Consider the following 16,656-nt stretch of genomic DNA (forward strand, 5'->3'; position numbering starts at 1 on the left):
AGAAAAGCCGTCCAAGCGAGGAGATTGCAAATGAAGATCGGGGTCCCCAAGGAAATCAAGGCCCACGAATATCGTGTGGGATTGACCCCCGGCGCTGTCCGCGAATATGTGGCCGCCGGCCACAGTGTGGCGGTCGAGCGCGATGCCGGTGCTGGTATTGGTGCTACAGATGACAATTATCGCAAGGCTGGCGCCACGATTTTGGATTCCGCGCGTGAGGTATTCGCGTCGAGCGAGATGATCGTAAAGGTCAAGGAACCTCAGCCGTCCGAGTGGACGCAACTGCGAGAGAACCAGATCCTCTTCACGTACCTGCATCTGGCGCCAGATCCAGAGCAGGCCAATGGTCTTCTAAAGTCTGGGTGCACCGCTATCGCTTATGAGACCGTGACTGATACGCATGGCGGCTTGCCGTTGCTCGCGCCGATGAGCGAAGTCGCCGGCCGCCTCGCGATTGAAGCGGCTGGCAGCGCCCTGAGGCGATATGCAGGCGGACGCGGGCTGTTGATTGGTGGTGTGCCGGGCGTTCCGCCGGCCCGGATCGTGGTGATTGGGGGTGGCGTTGTTGGGACCCATGCGGCTCGCATGGCGGTTGGTTTAGGTGCCGAAGTCACCATTATTGACCGTTCAATCCCCCGGCTGCGCGAGCTGGATGAGCTCTTCGGGGGACGCGTTCGGACGAGGTTCTCGACGATCGACAGCGTCGAAGAAGAGGTATTGGCGGCGGATGTGGTCGTCGGCGCGGTGCTCATTCCCGGGGCCAGCGCGCCGAAACTGGTCAGCCGCAGCATGTTGGGTTCGATGCGCAAAGGCGCGGTGATCGTCGATGTCGCTATCGATCAGGGCGGCTGCTTTGAGACGTCACACCCAACCACCCACGCCGATCCAACTTACGAGGTCAATGGCGTCATTCACTATTGTGTGGCCAATATGCCTGGAGCCGTTCCACTGACCTCGAGCCAGGCGCTGAATAACGCGACGCTGCCATTTGGGTTGGCCCTCGCCAACAACGGTTTCGCAGCCGTGCTCGAAAATCCGCATCTTCGCGCAGGCCTCAATGTTTATCGGGGTCGGCTTACCTACAAGGCTGTAGCCGAAAGTCTCGGCTTGCCATTCTCACCGATCGAACAGGCTGCTGCCTGATCCCAGAGGCCCCATGGCGGGCGTTTCCTCCCTGACTTGGGCCACTCCTTTGGAGTGGCCTTTTTTTAGCCGTCGTCTTGGTCGCACCTTGTGGCGCGAGAGATTGGCGGGGTTCGCAGTTTCTTGAAAGAATCGGCTCGTGGCCATGTTTGACCATGTCCTCAAGTCGGACGTGGCGACGGGCCGCTTGGATGTGGTCGCGGAGACAGGACGAGGCCATGGTTCTCGAGGGATGACCAGACCCTGCCGGTCGAGGAGATGCCGGTACTGGGCGCGCGACGTTTGCGACGTTGCCTGGCGACACGGGTTGAACCGCAACAAGCGTTCACAACTGCGCAGGTTCATCGTCAAGCAATCGCAGAAGCTCTCCTTGAGGGAACTGCTCTGGATTGAAAGTAAGCTCTTCTGGATCGACGAAGAACGGCTGGGCAGGGGGATTGTCGCGTCGTCCGTGAAGCTCGTCATACAAGTCCTTTTCCAGTCGTAGAAGCTCATCTGATGGGACGGACACTGACGACGGAATGGAGTGATCATCCAGATGATCCAGCACTCGCTGAAGCTCCCCTTGCGAAATCTGCTCCGGATTGAACGCGACGTGCCCCTGGATGACAGCCGACGGTGCGGGTTGATCATCCCGTGGATCCTGGAGCTCATCTGCTTGCGCGGATTCATTATCGAGTAGTCGCCGAAGTTCTCCCGCAGGGAGCTGCTCTGGATTGAAAGCAAGCTCCTCTGGATCGACGAGGAACGGCTGGGCAGCGGGATTATCCCATTGTCCGTGAAGCTCGTCATGCAAGTCCGCTACCAGTCGCGGAAGCTCGTCTGGTCGGACGGAGACTGCTGACGGCGTGGGTTGATCATCGAGATGGTTCAGCACTCGCCGATGCTCTCCCTGAGAAGTCTGCTCTGGATCGAACGCGACGTGCCCGTGGGTGATGGCCGACGGGGCCGGCTGATCATCTCGTGGTTCCTGAGATTCCACTGGCCGACCGCCAGCTTCGCGCGATGCACTGTGCGCGGCGGTGGCGGCGTCGTCGACGCGCCTCGGTTCCATCGGGACCGCGTTCTCAGCGGCCACATTCAGGGCGTGAAGATTGAGCTTGGCGCGAGAACGGCCTGGGCGTACGACGGGCGCCACCCCGCCCGTCGATCGAAACGTCCGAAGATGCTCCAATGCCTTAAGGAGTCTCGCGTTATTACTCTTTCCGCTAAACTCCTGTACGTCAGCGCCATCGCTCAGCGACTTACTGTCGAGCCGCGCAATAATGCTCGGTTTGTTTTTTGCGAAGAGCCAACGGCTAAAGCCAAGAAGAGAGGTTACACAGCTCTTCGCCGCGGGGGCGGTCATTCCGGCCTTGATGAGGGCCTCCTCGAGCCTCAGGATGACGGGAAGATCCTCGGAATAAAGAGGCCGCTTGTCCCACTGTTCCCGTATAACGATCCCCGTTGGTTGAGCCAGCTGCCGCGCCGAGGCCGCCGTCATTGCTCCAGCACCGCGATCTGAATTGGCGATCTCGCCTACCTGTCGCTCAATGGCAACGCTTTGCGAATCGTTTGAGGTCCTCGGCCTCTTCGCTGGCCTCAACTCAGCTGTATCATGCTCATGGCTGATGATGACCTCCTCGCCTGGCAGGAGGTTTGTCCTGAAAGGTGCACCCATCGGCTCGTGCGGGGACTGCTGGTCGCTAGATGCGTCTACCGCTGGGGGGATCGTGCGCGGCCGCTCGCGGGAAACTAAATGGCCGGAATCATGATACGCACGAAGGATGCCTAACCCTGTCTTCATGCCTACGTCTTTCGAGAAGTGAGTGTTGACGTGATCGACCAGGGACTGGTGATCCCCTAGATCAATCATTTGGCCACGAGCGCGCAGATCATTCCCTAATCGACGAAGTGCCTGAGTATAAAGCCTAACCGTGTTCGGTTGTGGGTTCTTCTGAGCCGCATATCGAGCAATCGCCCTATCGATAAGGACCCGGTCTTCTGTAGACAGATGGGGATAATGGTCGCGGTCAGGGTACCGACGCGCGACGGGAGCGGGATGGCCATGATATGCACGAAGGACGCTCACCCCTACCTTCATGGCTTCGTTTTTCGAAAAGTAGGTGTTGACGTGATCGACCAGGGACTGGTGGTCCCCTAGATCAGTTGTTCGGCCGCGAGCGCGCAGATCATTTCCCAATCGCCGAAGCGCCTGAGTATAAAGCCTAACCGTGTTCGGTTGTGGGTTTTTCTGAGCCGCATATTGCCTAACCGCGCTATCGATAAGGTTCCAGTCTTCTGTAGACAGATGGGGATAGCGGTCACGGTCGGAGCCCCCACTGGCGATGGGAGTGGTATCGGCTTGGCTTGCCTCGGCCAAGTGCTGCTCAAAGCCCTCTTGCCCGGCCTGGCCCGCCCGTGGCTCCTCCGAGACGGCGTGCTGCACCTGCGACCAAGCCGGTACATCAAATGGATCAGAATTGTACGGGTCCACGCTAGTCTCACATCCAAATAATCAATAGAGCTGGTCCTTACTATGGATGAGCTTTCGAGAAGCTGACGAGGCCGTCGCTCGCGAAGCAATGCATCGCCACATCGCAAAAACAAGTCTGCGGCGCGGCACTCAATGGCCGCGGAGCGTTGTTTGCGTTTCAAGCCCCGTCTTGCCTCTCTCTACGTACTGCGGAATCCTCTCAAACAGGTCCTTCACGTACGAGAGCGGGAAGTTCGGGTCACGTGTCCTGCGCTGCAATCAGGATTGCCGCGCAGCATTCTGCCCGTCAGGTTCTCGACAGCTATCCCTCCTAGGGAGAAGTGTAAGTCTGTCCAGCCGGCGGAAGTGGATCGTAAATGAGAAACATCGGAGCGCTCCATTCTCGGGGTGCTTGGTGCGGCAAGTTGGGACCGTAATCACGGTTTGCTGGGTCCGACGTCAGGAACGCACTCTGAGCTGAACCCTCAAATGCCGGCGACGTCTCGCTCTAATCCAGGCGCATACGATCAGCGCTTTCCGGCGCTTCATCTTCGAAAGTGGGTACAGATGAACTTCGTCTCAATGAATCGGGGGCGTCAACAGACGGATAGCGTGGACACGCAAGATGTCGCTCCGGCCGACTCGTCGGCAGAGGGACCCGCCTTTCAGCGGCAGCTGAGCGAAGTCGCTGTCCCGTCCACTCGCGTGCTCACGCAGGTCCGCGCCCATCAAGCGGATGCATCGCGATCTGAGGCGCGGCCCGTCACGCGGGCAAGTGGGCGCCCATATACGCCGGCTCCGCACGGCGAAGGCAGTGGAACGACGCTGAATGCTGCGCCGCTCATGGAGCTGGACCGTATCGTGGATGGCACAGTCCAGCACAGCGCTTCGCATGGAGCTGTCGGCTGGCCAGAGGTTCTCCTTGCAGAAGGTCACGATCAGGACCAGCTTTGGGGGATCATGGACGAACCTCGCCCTTCGTTATCTCTGGAGCCAACCGAGCGCCGTCAGCCACCTGATGCACAAGCGAGCTTTCATCAGGTGAATTGGCAGCACAACCACCACAGCGCTGCGGACCGGCTGATGGGTGCGTCAGGCAGGAACAACTTCCTGTCAGACGAGGAGATCCTCGACGATGAGCATGAATCAGGCAATTCGAGAGCGAAGCGAGGCGCTGCCATTGAGCGGCAGCCGAATGAAATCGGCAATTTGCGGAGTCGCCTGCGAACGCAGTCCTGGGCCCATGAGGTTAGTGCATCATCATTGGACGCGCAGGCCATGATGGTGGCCAGTGGGCACGAAGACATCCCAGCACTGCATGCCGAAGAGGACGGGGCGATGCTGGGCGCCTCAGCGCTGCAGACCGGTCAGTCCAATGGGGTGGTGGTAGGTCGCAGCGAGGAGCCGCTTTATGCCAAAGATGCGTTCCTTATTTCCGGGCTTAAGGAGGCGCTCCTCAGGGGTGGCGCTGCCGAGAGCACCGCTACGAGCAACATCGGGTTTCTGCTCGGTTTGGGCCGCTGGCTATTTGCGAACGACAAGCCTAGCATTGCTGATCGGCTTCATGACGAGTCCATGGACGAAGATGTCGAGGAGTTCATAGCAAGACGTGGCACGGTGAACGTCCGTTGGGCACTAGCTCATCTGCGGACCTCTCAGTCGACGGGAGGAGTCGCGCCGATCGCGGCACGCCCTGACCTGACTCCCTATCCCGAGGACAGGACTCTCATCAAAGAGTACAAACAACGAGCAGCGTCGGCCGGAACTTCGAGTACCGCCCAAACCTATGCAACTCTTCTCACGGATTTCAGCCACCACCTGCGTGCAAACAACCTGCCGGGCATTGCTGCTCGGCTTCTCGACGAGACATGGAATGAAGACGAATCACTAAATGAAGAGATCAAGCGCTACAAGGACGCCGGTGGTCACAGAAGTATCGGCGCGGCACTTGATCATCTCCGTGAGGGAGCGAGAAAACCCAACGTTGCTCCTCTTTATTCCGAAGACGCGCTCTTGGTTTCCGGCCTTCAAGGCGCACTCGTTGAGGCAGGGTACAAGAAGATCACCGCTACGGCGAATTATGTTCGTCCTCTTCGCAGGTTCGGCCGGTGGCTCTTTGCAAACAAGAAGCCGGGAATAGCTGCTCGTCTTCACGACAAGTCGCTGGACAGCGACGCTGAGATATTCGACAAAAGTCGAAGGCGGCTCGTTCTTACCGCACTAGATCGTCTCCGGGCCTCCCAGTCGGCAGGCGGAGTCGCGTCAATCACTGACCGGGCAGGGGGGCGTGAGGCCGCGACTAAGCAGGGCGGGTCGCAGCCAGCGTTCAGCTGGCCAGCGGCACTGTCTGAGGGGGACGATCAGGATTTATTTTTTGGGACGGTCGACCAAGCCGGTGCATTGTCCTGTCTTCAGCCGCCGCGACATGGCCTGGCATTGGACCCTGCAGAATCCCTTCTTCCCTCGAACGGGCGCCACCATGATCACGAGCCGACGGATGAACGTCACACGAGCACCGTCGTGCCTGGCGAGCAGGTTCTCATGAGCGATGAGCCTGATGTCGGGAACTTGAGATCAGCGAAGAGAAAGAAGACGCTAAGCGGTCCGCAGGGCGCCGCTGTTGAGCAGCAGGTGATGCGGCCGCCATCCCACCAACTGGAGGCGTCACCATCGCAGAGGCAGGCTCGGATGCCATGGCGTGCGCACGAATACGCCCCGCCGGCACATCCAGTCGCGAGGCATGTCGGAGACATGGCTTGGCAGCACAACCCATTGGGTGACGCCGTGAGGCCATTGGTCTTCTCGAAAGGGCACGCTCAGAATAAGCTTCCGGTAGTGCTGGAAGGCGGCCCATCATGGTCCGCCTTAGTCCCGCTGGCGCGGCCCCGGGAGTCGGAACAAGTCGGATCGCAGGAACCCGCCAGGTCTACCTCAACCGGGGCACTGCAGATGCCACTCGAACTTGATTGGAGCAAGTGGCCGAGCTCGGAAACTCCGCCCTCCTTGCCTGTCCCAGCTCAGCTTCCGTCCAGGTCGTACCACTTGCATGATGATGCCATCGTTCCGAGCACGCCCAACACGTTTGCGTCCGAAAGCCTGCGGGCGCCGGACCAGCCGATCGCCGAGCAAATGCCAGCCGAAGACGCGGAGCTCTTGGCGAAGTTTCGTTTAGACGCCGAGCGGCGCAAGCTCACACCAGGGGCGATCGGTAACAGCGTTTCCGGACTTGGGGTGTTCATTCGATTTCTCCACGCGATTAATAAGGGACCTTTAGCTTCCCGGTTGCGAGGCGGTTCATCACTGGACGAAGAGATTTCGGTATACAAGAGCCTGGGGCGAGACTCTCGGAACAGCATTAAATCGACTTTGAATGTTCTCCGGCGGCTCTTGCGTGGGGGCGAAGAGGCCGAAGCCGTCGAACCCCGTGTCCTTGGTCGGCCCCGTCAACTGATCCCTCATCCCGAAGACGCCCCGCTCATCGAGGCCGCGCTCTGCCAAAGCTTGAACGATCTTAGAACCCCGACTACGAAGCTGAGGCAGGCTGCGCAGCAACGGGCTAGACGTCTTCGTGCGCTGAGTGCATGGCTTAAAAAAAATGGCAGGGGAACCATAACTGGGAGACTTAACGGCTCTAGTGAGGAGCAGTTAAAGCTGGACAACGATGTATTTGCGTTCCAACGGACTGGAGCCAGAATTCACGGCCCAGATTTGTCGTATCTTCGCAACTACTTAAAACTCATCGAGGCGAACCGAGAGCTGGGGCTGCAAGTCCGCGAGCAGCCGAGCTCGCAGGGCGCTCGGCAGTCCGGCTCGGCGCAGGAGCTTCCTCCGACGCCAGCCACCCCGAGCGTGGGAGCTTGGGCTTGGTTGGGGGAGCAGATGCAAGAACCAGCATCACCATCAACTGCCAGTGCCCCGTCACGGACCTACGGCGGTCTTGATCCATTTATTGATCTGAATGCGCCGACGCCGTCCGAGTTGCGCGACGATACTCACTTTGCGCCAGCGCCCTCTGCCGGGCCTCGCTCAGACACCTATGGCGGTCTTGAGTCATTAGTTGATCTGAATGCGCCGACACCGTCCGAACTGCGCGACGATGCTCACTTTGCGTCAGCGCCCTCTGCCAGGCCTCGCTCAGACACCTATGGCGGTCTTGAGTCATTTGTTGATCTGAATGCGCCGACGCCGTCCGAACTGCGCGACGATGCTCACTTTGGGCCAGCGCATCTTGCCAGGGCTCGTTCAGACACCTATGGTGGTCTTGAGCCATTTGTTGATCTGAATGCGCCGACGCCGTCCGAAGTGCGCGACGATGCTCACTTTGCGCCGGTGCATCTTGCCGTGGCTCGCTCAGACACTTACGGCGGTCTTGAGTCATTTGTTGATCTGAATGCGCCGACGCCGTCCGAGTTGCGCGACGATGCTCACTTTGCGCCGGCGCCCTCTGCCAGAGCTCGCTCAGACACTTACGGCGGCCTTGAGCCATTTGTTGATCTGAATACGCCGACGGCGTCCGACTTGCACGACGATGCTCACTTTGGGCCAGCGCACCCCGTCAGGGCTCGCTCAGACACCTACGCCGGCCTTGAGTCATTTATTGATCTGGATGCGCCTACGCCGCAGGAGCTGCGTCGTGATGACGCTCATCATGCGCCGTTCCCGCGCACATCCGCCGATGCTCAGATCGGAGCTTTGGATCCGACAACCTCCTCTCACGGCCGAAGCGGAGTAGAGCTCGGCGCCACCGAATGGCTGGGCGACGAGCATATTCAAAGGGATTACGAGCTCCTGGCGCAGGAGTTGCAGATGGACCATCCGGAGCTCGCCGCTCGGACGCAGTTCGTGGATCCCCTCATAGCCCACTATCAACTGCGATTCGGCACCGCGAGCGACATGCACCGCGCAATCCGGCGCATCGTCTACGATCCGAATGGAAATGATACCGCCGACTTCGTGTTCCTGCCCGTGAACGATGCTACGGCTCCCAATCGCCGCGGCAACCATTGGTCGCTGCTGCTCCTTGATCGCCGCACGCGAGGAGAGCCGGTTGCCTATCACTACGACTCTGTCCGGCGACACAACGACGAGGCGGCAGAGCAGCTCGCACGACGGCTGCGCGCCCGCCTGGCGTCACCCGGCATGGCCCAGCAGCGGAATAGCTATGATTGCGGCCTCTTTTTGGTGGACGGCACGCGGGCGCTGGTTCGACGATTGGCCCAAGGAGAGCAGCCAAGGCACGAGCCGATGCACCTTGACGACCTCGTCATCAACCGGCAGTCGCTCCAGGACCGACTTCGATCTCATCCTGGCTTGGGCTGATGGAACTGGGTGGAGCGGCTCTCCCGGACACTAGACCGTGGGCCTCGCCTGAGCGAGCGGATCAGGGCAACGTCTCGCAGCGCTGTTAGATCAGGCCGGTCCAGCGGGCGAGATGCGCGATCTTTGGATCGTTGGAAAGCTAGCGAGAAACATGCGCGCATCAAGGTGAGCAGGGACTCAGGAGTTCCACGCTCGGTCCCAAGTGACGCAGCAATCCGGCCAAGTGGATCGTACTGACTTTGAGAATTGCGGTAGTCCCAGACAAGCCCTGAGACGCGCGATCGGCGGCGGGCCTTGGCTACGCACCATCCGGGACGCGTTTGCCCGCTGCCATCGCCGCCAATCTGCTGATACCGTGCAGACGCGGATCAGACGAACTGTCATGTATGGACGGCCCCCTCTCGGCAAGGGCTTTTTGGTGTTTCGGCAAATAGATCGGGGAGCGGTCATGTATACGGCCTCGAGATGCGGCCATTGACCGCGGGCCCTGATGGAGATCGCGGATCGAATTCCAATCATTGCGGCGCGCTGTGACGCGCGATGACAGTGCGGAGTGTTTCGATCCCGGTTTCCTGACCATTTGCCATCACACCTTGATTGCCCTTCCGAACGGATGAGCGCGAGCGTGGCGGCTGTCGCGCCAACTACGCAGCAGCCGGCGCGCTCGCGCGGTCGCGGTAAGCCTCTCCTTTGACCAGCATGGCCCAGATGATCCGCGCGGTCTTGGCGGCGAAGGCCACCATGGCGACCTTGTAGGGCCGCCGCGCCAGCAAATCACGCAGCCATGGATCGCTGACGCCGCGCGCCTTCTGCTGCCGCAGATGGGCGCTGGCGCCGCTGATGAAGAGCGCGCGCAGCACGCGATCGCCCTGTTTGGAGATGCGGCCTGGGCGATGCTTGCCCCCGGTGCCGTGGTCTTTGCCGGTGAGCCCGATCCAGGCGGCAAAGTCCCGGCCGGAGCGGAACAGCTTCGCGTCGGGCACCTTGGCAAGAACCGTGCTGGCGATCATCGGGCCAACGCCCGGCACTTCCATCAGCCGCTTCGCGTCGCGATCGCGGCGGGCGGCCTTGCCGATCTGCCGTTCCAGCGTCCGTTCGTCGGTATCGAGCGCCCGCCAATGTGCGGCGAGCATCAACAGGGCACCGCGCATGGTCTCCGGAATCTCCGCGCTCGGCTCTTCGAGCCGGGCCATCAGCTCGCGCAGCCCCTCATAGCCCGGCGCCGCCACGATCCCGAGCTCGCTTAGCGCCGCCCGCAGCGCGTTCGCCGCCATCGTCCGCTGCCGAACCAGCAGCGCGCGGGTGCCGTGAACCGCCAGCGCCGCCTGCTGCGCGACGCTCTTGACCGCCACAAAGCGCATCGTCGGCCGGCTCACCGCCTCGCAGATCGCCTCCGCGTCCCGGCCATCGTTCTTGTTGCGCTTCACGTAAGGCTTCACATAGCCCGGCGGCATCAGCTTGACTTCGTGGCCGTACTTCCCGATCACCCGGGCCCAATGATGGGCGCTGCCACAGGCCTCCAGGCCCACCAGGCACGGCGGCAACTGCGCAAAAAACTTCTCCACCGCGGCCCGCCGAAGTTGCCGCCTCAGCACCACGGCTCCCGCCGCATCAACCCCGTGAACTTGAAACACGTTCTTCGCCAAGTCCAAACCAATCGTGCTAATCTTCGTCATGGACGGTCTCCTTGTCTGGTCGAATCGACATCACCAGTCTGGCACAATGATGCCGTCGGGGGCCGTCCACCCCATCTTTGCGCCGGTCCTCGATCGTGCCGCCATAGCCGAAATCGCGCCGCGGCTGCCGCACTTCCGATATCGAAAACCTATCCATTGCGGTTTGGGGCGACTCCGGGCGCTTGAGCGTATCCGGGACGCGCGACTGAAGACAGGTGATCGCAACCGCGATACAAAGACGTTGTATCGGAGCAGGCGAACCCAGCTCACCTGCACGGGTTAATCGGCGCCAGCTTGTATGGGCCGAAAAGGTATGGCCTCGAAGCAATCGTTTACGGTTACGATTGTAGAACTTGCGACACATTGTCGAGGCCGCAACATGCGCGCAACGCATCTCAACCGAGATACATGAACGCCAGAAGTTTGGCACAATCCTTGAAGGGAAGTTGCGGTCCATATTGGCTGATCAAGGATTCGGAGTGATGGCTTACAAGATAATCGCCTCTCAGTGCACCGCGTGCGGAGCATGCGAGTTCGAATGTCCCAACGCCGCAATCAGTCTCAAGAACGACATGTACGTCATCAATCCGAAGAAATGCACCCAATGCGAGGGGCGTTTCGAGGCGCCGCAATGCGCCGTTGTATGCCCGGTGCCCGGCACCTGCGTACCAGCATAAAGGAGCGGTCGATGAGTGGCTCCGCAGCGCGCAGCGAATGTGAGAGGTTTGTCGGCGGCTATCACCTTTCCGGTCGATGGCCTGGTTGCGCCCGCTGCGCCCGAGAAGGCTGTGATCTCTGCGATCAGGCGCGCGCCGCAGCACTCGCCGGAATAGCCTAGCATCATCCTTACGTGGTTGGAGCGAACAATGGTAGCTGTAGAAGAGACGGTCGAGCGCGTCCGGCGCATCGACGTCGACCAGTATCGATATGGGTTTGAGACGCTGATCGAGTCCGACAAGGCTCCCAAGGGGCTGTCGGAAGACACCGTCCGATTTATCTCCGCGAAAAAGGACGAGCCAGCCTGGATGCTGGAATGGCGACTGGAGGCGTTTCGCCGCTGGCTGACCATGACCGAGCCGACCTGGGCCCGCGTCGACTATCCGAAGATCGATTATCAGGACATCTACTATTACGCGGCGCCGAAGCCGAAGAAGGCGCTGTCCTCGATCGACGAAATCGATCCCGAAATTCTCAAGACCTACGAGAAGCTCGGCATCCCGCTTCGTGAGGTCGCGATTCTGGAGGGCGTCGAACCTGCGCCCGGCGGCGAGCCGTCGGCCAGCCGCAAGATCGCAGTCGATGCCGTGTTCGATTCGGTTTCCGTTGCCACCACCTTCAAGGCGGAGCTGAAGAAGGCCGGCGTGATTTTCATGCCGATCTCGGAGGCGATCCGCGAGCACCCGGAGCTGGTGCAGAAATATCTCGGCAGCGTGGTGCCGACCTCCGACAACTTCTTCGCGAGGCTCAACTCGGCGGTGTTCTCCGACGGCTCGTTCGTCTACGTGCCGCCGGGCGTGCGCTGCCCGATGGAGCTGTCGACCTATTTCCGCATCAACGAGCGCAACACCGGCCAGTTCGAGCGTACGCTGATCATCGCCGACAAGGGCTCCTACGTCTCCTATCTCGAAGGCTGCACCGCGCCGCAGCGCGACGAGAACCAGTTGCATGCCGCCGTGGTCGAGCTCGTCGCGCTCGACGACGCCGAGATCAAGTATTCGACGGTGCAGAACTGGTATCCGGGCAATTCGGAAGGCAAGGGCGGCATCTACAATTTCGTCACCAAGCGTGGCGACTGCCGCGGCAAGCATTCGAAGATCTCCTGGACCCAGGTCGAGACCGGATCGGCGATTACCTGGAAATATCCGAGCTGCATCCTGCGCGGCGACAATTCGAGCGGCGAGTTCTACTCGATCGCGATCTCGAACGGCTTCCAGCAGGTCGACTCCGGCACCAAGATGCTTCACCTCGGCAAGAACACCTCGAGCCGGATCATCTCCAAGGGCATCGCGGCCGGCAAATCGCAGAACACCTATCGCGGCCTGGTCAGCGCCAACCGCAAGGCCACCGGCGCGCGCAACTATACCGCCTGCGACTCGCTTTTGATCGGCGACAAGTGCGGCGCGCACACCATGCCCTATATCGAGGCCAAGAATTCGTTGACGACGTTCGAGCACGAGGCGACCACCTCGAAGATCTCCGAGGACGTGCTGTTCTACTGCATCCAGCGCGGACTCTCGCAGGAAGAAGCCATCGGCCTGGTCGTCAACGGCTTCGTGAAGGGCGTACTTCAAAAGCTGCCCATGGAGTTCGCGGTGGAAGCGCAGAAGCTGATCTCGATCTCGCTCGAAGGGGCCGTCGGATAGTTGCATGTGCCGCGAGCATGCCAAATGCAGCTCGCCCTATGGAATGCTGTATTGCGGGATGAGCTAGTATGCCATTACTCGAAATCCGAGATCTGCATGTTCGTGTCGAGGACCGCGAAATACTTCGAGGGCTCGACCTTTTGGTCAATGCCGGCGAGGTGCACGCGATCATGGGGCCGAACGGCTCCGGCAAGTCGACGCTCTCCCACGTCATCGCCGGCAAGCCGGGTTACGAGGTGACGGACGGACAGATTCTGTTTCGGGGCGAAGATCTCCTGGCGATGCAGCCGAACGAGCGTGCGGCGAAGGGCGTGTTCCTGGCGTTCCAATATCCGCTCGAGATTCCTGGGGTCGCCACCATGAACTTCCTGCGCACGGCGTTCAATGCCCAGCGCAAAGCGCGCGGCCAAGAGGAGTTCTCTACGCCGGCCTTTCTGAAGAGGGTTCGCCAGGTCGCCAAGTCGCTGAGCATCCCGCAGAGCGCGCTGAAGCGCGGCGTCAATGTCGGCTTCTCCGGCGGAGAGAAGAAGCGCAACGAGATCTTGCAGATGGCACTGTTCGAGCCGAGTCTATGCATATTGGATGAGATAGATTCCGGCCTCGATATCGACGCGATGCGGGTCGTGGCCGCCGGAATCAACGCGCTTCGTTCGCCGGACCGCGCGATCGTCATCATCACCCACTATCAGCGGCTTCTGAACCACGTCGTGCCGGATACCGTGCACGTGATGGCGAGAGGGCGCGTGAAGAAGAGCGGCGATAAGCACCTCGCGATCGAGCTTGAGGCCTCCGGATACGCCCGATACGGGGACGCGGCTTGAGGCCTCGATGGATTTTCAGATGAGTCCGGTTCCGGCTGAAACTGGTGCCGGCTGCACAGTGGAGAACGTGTTCGCTGCAGCGCGCGCACGGCTGCCGGGTGCGGGCCCTGTCCTCGATATCCGCACGAGGGCATTTGAGATTTACGAGCGTGCGGGCCTGCCACGCCGCCGCATCGAGAACCGGAAATACACTGATCCGCGCATGCTGATGCGCGATGTGCTCCCACTCGCCGCGCATCCCGATGCGGCTGCATTGGCGCGGGCGAGAGACGCGGTCCAGCAAGCGGCAATCGAGCGGGCGGCCAAGCTGGTTCTGGTTGACGGCGCCTTCGCGCCTGGACTATCTGATCTCGCCGAGCTCGAAAGTGGCATCGAGCTACGGACGCTGCGCGAAGTTCTGGAGAGCGCGGCCGCAGACGCCATGGCCGGCCTGGTGCTGTCGACGAGGGACGATCCGGTTATTTCGCTCAATACAGCGATGGTGACCGACGGCCTGGTGATGACCGTCGCTGCAGGCAGCGCGTTGAACCGTCCGATCCAGATCATTCACGTCGCAACCGGATCATCGGCATCCAGCTTTACGCGCTCATATCTGCACCTTGGAAACCGCGCGCATGTGGCCCTGGTGGAAAGCTTTGTCACGGCCGAAGGCGCGTCTGGCTACCAGGCCAACGATCTGATGATTGCTTTGCTTGGTGATGAGGCGGTCCTATCGCACCTTCGCGTGGCAGCAGATGCGGCCGATGCCGTGAACATCTCGTCCGGGATCACTGCGGTCGGTGCCAACGCGAAACTCAATTTGTTCAATATGACCGACAGTGGCGCCCTCAGTCGCTATCAAGCATTCATTACGCTGGCGGGCGAAGGAACAGAGCTCTCTGCCAACGGCGTCAACTTGATCAAAAACGAGCAATATGCGGACGCAACGCTCGTCGTCGATCACGCCGCGCCGCATTGCAGGAGCCAGGAGAAGTTCCGCACCGTCGTCAACGATCACGCTCGCTCGGTGTTCCGGGGACGTATCATTGTTCGTCCAGGGGCACGCAGGACTGACGGCAAGCTGACCGCGAGAGCGCTGCTCCTGTCTGACCAGGCCGAGGCTGATCTCAAGCCAGAACTCGAAATCATGGCCGATGACGTTACCTGCGGCCACGGCGCGACACTAGGGACGCTGGACCGGAATCTCCTATTTTATCTGCGCGCTCGTGGTCTGTCCGAATTCGATGCGCAGACGCTGCTGATTGAGGCATTTGTGGGCGAAGCCGTGGAGGAGATCGATAATGACAGCCTGCGCAATTATGCGGTCGGGCAGATCCAGCGCTGGCTGGAGGCGCGGCGATGAGCATGCATCCAGCGGTTAGCTCTGGCGCATATGACGTCGACCGACTGCGTCGCGAGTTTCCCGCGCTGGCCATGATGGTCCATGGCAAGCCATTGGTTTATCTCGATAACGCCGCATCTGCGCAAAAGCCGCAGGCAGTGCTCGACCGCATGATGCAGGCCTACTCCAGCGAATGTGCCAACGTCCATCGCGGATTGCACTATCTCGCCAACGCCGCAACAGAGGCCTATGAGGGCGCGCGTGCCAAGGTGGCAAAGTTCTTAAACGCGCGTCGAACCGAAGAGATTGTCTTTACCCGCAGCGCCACAGAGGCGATCAATCTGGTTGCCCAGAGCTTCGGGCGTGAGCATATCACCCCGGGCGACGAGATCGTCCTCTCGATCATGGAGCACCATGCCAACATCGTGCCCTGGCATTTTCTGAGAGAGCGCCTCGGCGCGGTCATCAAATGGGCGCCAGTGGACGACGATGGTAACTTTCTCCTCGACCAATTCGAAGCGCTTCTGACCGACCGTACCAAGATGGTCGCGGTCACGCAGATGTCTAACGTGCTCGGCACCGTCGTGCCGGTAAAAGAGGTGGTGAGGATCGCACGCGCTCGTGACATTCCCGTGTTGATCGATGGCTCGCAAGGGTGCGTCCATCTAGATGTCGATGTCTGCGACATTGATTGCGATTTCTACGTCATGACCGGTCACAAACTGTATGGTCCCACCGGCATCGGTGTGCTTTACGGAAAATATGCGCATCTCGCCTCGATGCCGCCCTTCAACGGCGGTGGCGAGATGATGCGTGAAGTCTCCCGTGACGGCGTCACTTACGGCGACCCCCCACATAGGTTCGAGGCCGGCACGCCGCCTATCGTCGAGGCGATCGGGCTTGGCGCAGCGACGGACTACATCAATTCGATCGGCAAGGCACAGATCCGCGGGCACGAGCGGTCACTCCTCGCTTATGCGCAGGAGAAGCTGCGGAGCATCAACTCCTTGCGCATCATCGGAACGGCGGCAGAGAAGGGCGCGATCATCTCCTTTGATATGAAAGCCGCGCATGCGCATGATTTTGCCACCCTTATCGATCGCGACGGGGTCGCAGTGCGTGCCGGAGCCCATTGCGCGATGCCGCTGCTCAAGCGCTTTGGCCTGCTTGCAACGTGCCGCGCATCCTTCGGTCTTTATAACACGCATGAAGAGATTGATGTGCTCGCGGGTGCGCTTGTCAAGGCCCAGAAGCTTTTCTCGTAAGGGGGGTAGACCTGCCACGATTTCAGTGGCTGGGCTGCTGACGCGATTGAGTTCACGCCTGCGAGGTGGACAGGTGCAAATGTGCAATTGCGCCGGGTAATGAGCTATGCACGACTGGCCCGAGCGACGATGGATCGTCGTGGCGGCGTCGACAGGACCGACGCCTCTCGGCACTCGGGCATCGTCCAGGTACCCGCAATCCTCGACGGGCTTGTAGCGAATTTAAGACGTCGCCCGGCTGCTGTTGCCGTGTTTCGAACGGAACCAAACGAGGATCTCTCGAGACAGGGAGC

The 16,656-nt window shown here is 60.6% G+C and carries 9 protein-coding genes; 7 read left to right on the top strand and 2 right to left on the bottom strand.

What is annotated here, in order from left to right; genetic code table 11:
* The first annotated feature begins 30 nt into the window (after positions 1–30).
* On the top strand, positions 31–1,143 hold the full coding sequence (gene ald / locus P6U30_RS09385; RefSeq protein ID WP_280973467.1) for an alanine dehydrogenase: 1,113 nt from the start codon (positions 31–33) through the stop codon (positions 1,141–1,143).
* 325 nt (positions 1,144–1,468) lie between these two features.
* Here the strand turns inward: ald and P6U30_RS09390 are convergent, their stop codons facing one another.
* Positions 1,469–3,619 carry a hypothetical protein gene (locus tag P6U30_RS09390; protein WP_407169060.1) on the bottom strand — a complete coding sequence of 717 codons (2,151 nt, stop codon included), beginning with the start codon at positions 3,617–3,619 and terminating at the stop codon, positions 1,469–1,471.
* Between the two features lie 840 nt (positions 3,620–4,459).
* Between P6U30_RS09390 and P6U30_RS09395 the strand changes: the two genes are divergently transcribed.
* Positions 4,460–8,917, top strand: coding sequence for a Ulp1 family isopeptidase (locus P6U30_RS09395; protein WP_407169061.1), 4,458 nt, complete (start codon positions 4,460–4,462; stop codon positions 8,915–8,917).
* 644 nt (positions 8,918–9,561) lie between these two features.
* On the opposite strand, the gene P6U30_RS09400 is transcribed toward P6U30_RS09395, so the two are convergent.
* On the bottom strand, positions 9,562–10,593 hold the full coding sequence (locus P6U30_RS09400) for an IS110 family transposase (protein ID WP_407169062.1): 1,032 nt from the start codon (positions 10,591–10,593) through the stop codon (positions 9,562–9,564).
* Positions 10,594–11,075: 482 nt separating this feature from the next.
* On the opposite strand from P6U30_RS09400, the gene P6U30_RS09405 reads away from it, so the two are divergent.
* From P6U30_RS09405 to P6U30_RS09425, 5 genes are all read left to right on the top strand, one after another.
* Positions 11,076–11,270 (top strand): 4Fe-4S binding protein, encoded by a 195-nt coding sequence (locus P6U30_RS09405; RefSeq protein WP_280973463.1) that lies wholly within the window; start codon positions 11,076–11,078, stop codon positions 11,268–11,270.
* Positions 11,271–11,459: 189 nt separating this feature from the next.
* Positions 11,460–12,956 (top strand): Fe-S cluster assembly protein SufB, encoded by a 1,497-nt coding sequence (gene sufB, locus P6U30_RS09410; protein ID WP_407169063.1) that lies wholly within the window; start codon positions 11,460–11,462, stop codon positions 12,954–12,956.
* 68 nt (positions 12,957–13,024) lie between these two features.
* On the top strand, positions 13,025–13,777 hold the full coding sequence (gene sufC / locus P6U30_RS09415; protein ID WP_280973460.1) for a Fe-S cluster assembly ATPase SufC: 753 nt from the start codon (positions 13,025–13,027) through the stop codon (positions 13,775–13,777).
* A gap of 19 nt (positions 13,778–13,796) precedes the next feature.
* Positions 13,797–15,119, top strand: coding sequence for a Fe-S cluster assembly protein SufD (sufD, locus tag P6U30_RS09420; protein WP_280978238.1), 1,323 nt, complete (start codon positions 13,797–13,799; stop codon positions 15,117–15,119).
* Between the two features lie 2 nt (positions 15,120–15,121).
* Positions 15,122–16,363 carry a cysteine desulfurase gene (locus P6U30_RS09425; protein ID WP_280978237.1) on the top strand — a complete coding sequence of 414 codons (1,242 nt, stop codon included), beginning with the start codon at positions 15,122–15,124 and terminating at the stop codon, positions 16,361–16,363.
* The last annotated feature ends 293 nt before the right edge of the window (positions 16,364–16,656 follow it).

Source organism: Bradyrhizobium sp. ORS 111 (assembly GCF_045571485.1).
In the GTDB taxonomy this organism is placed as follows: domain Bacteria; phylum Pseudomonadota; class Alphaproteobacteria; order Rhizobiales; family Xanthobacteraceae; genus Bradyrhizobium.

Excerpts from the sequence above, each read along its gene's own strand:
- P6U30_RS09400 (WP_407169062.1), bottom strand. The coding sequence starts at position 10,593 with ATGACGAAGATTAGCACGATTGGTTTGGACTTGGCGAAGAACGTGTTT.
- sufD (WP_280978238.1), top strand. The coding sequence starts at position 13,797 with ATGAGTCCGGTTCCGGCTGAAACTGGTGCCGGCTGCACAGTGGAGAAC.
- ald (WP_280973467.1), top strand. The coding sequence starts at position 31 with ATGAAGATCGGGGTCCCCAAGGAAATCAAGGCCCACGAATATCGTGTG.
- sufB (WP_407169063.1), top strand. The coding sequence starts at position 11,460 with ATGGTAGCTGTAGAAGAGACGGTCGAGCGCGTCCGGCGCATCGACGTC.
- sufC (WP_280973460.1), top strand. The coding sequence starts at position 13,025 with ATGCCATTACTCGAAATCCGAGATCTGCATGTTCGTGTCGAGGACCGC.
- P6U30_RS09405 (WP_280973463.1), top strand. The coding sequence starts at position 11,076 with ATGGCTTACAAGATAATCGCCTCTCAGTGCACCGCGTGCGGAGCATGC.
- P6U30_RS09425 (WP_280978237.1), top strand. The coding sequence starts at position 15,122 with ATGCATCCAGCGGTTAGCTCTGGCGCATATGACGTCGACCGACTGCGT.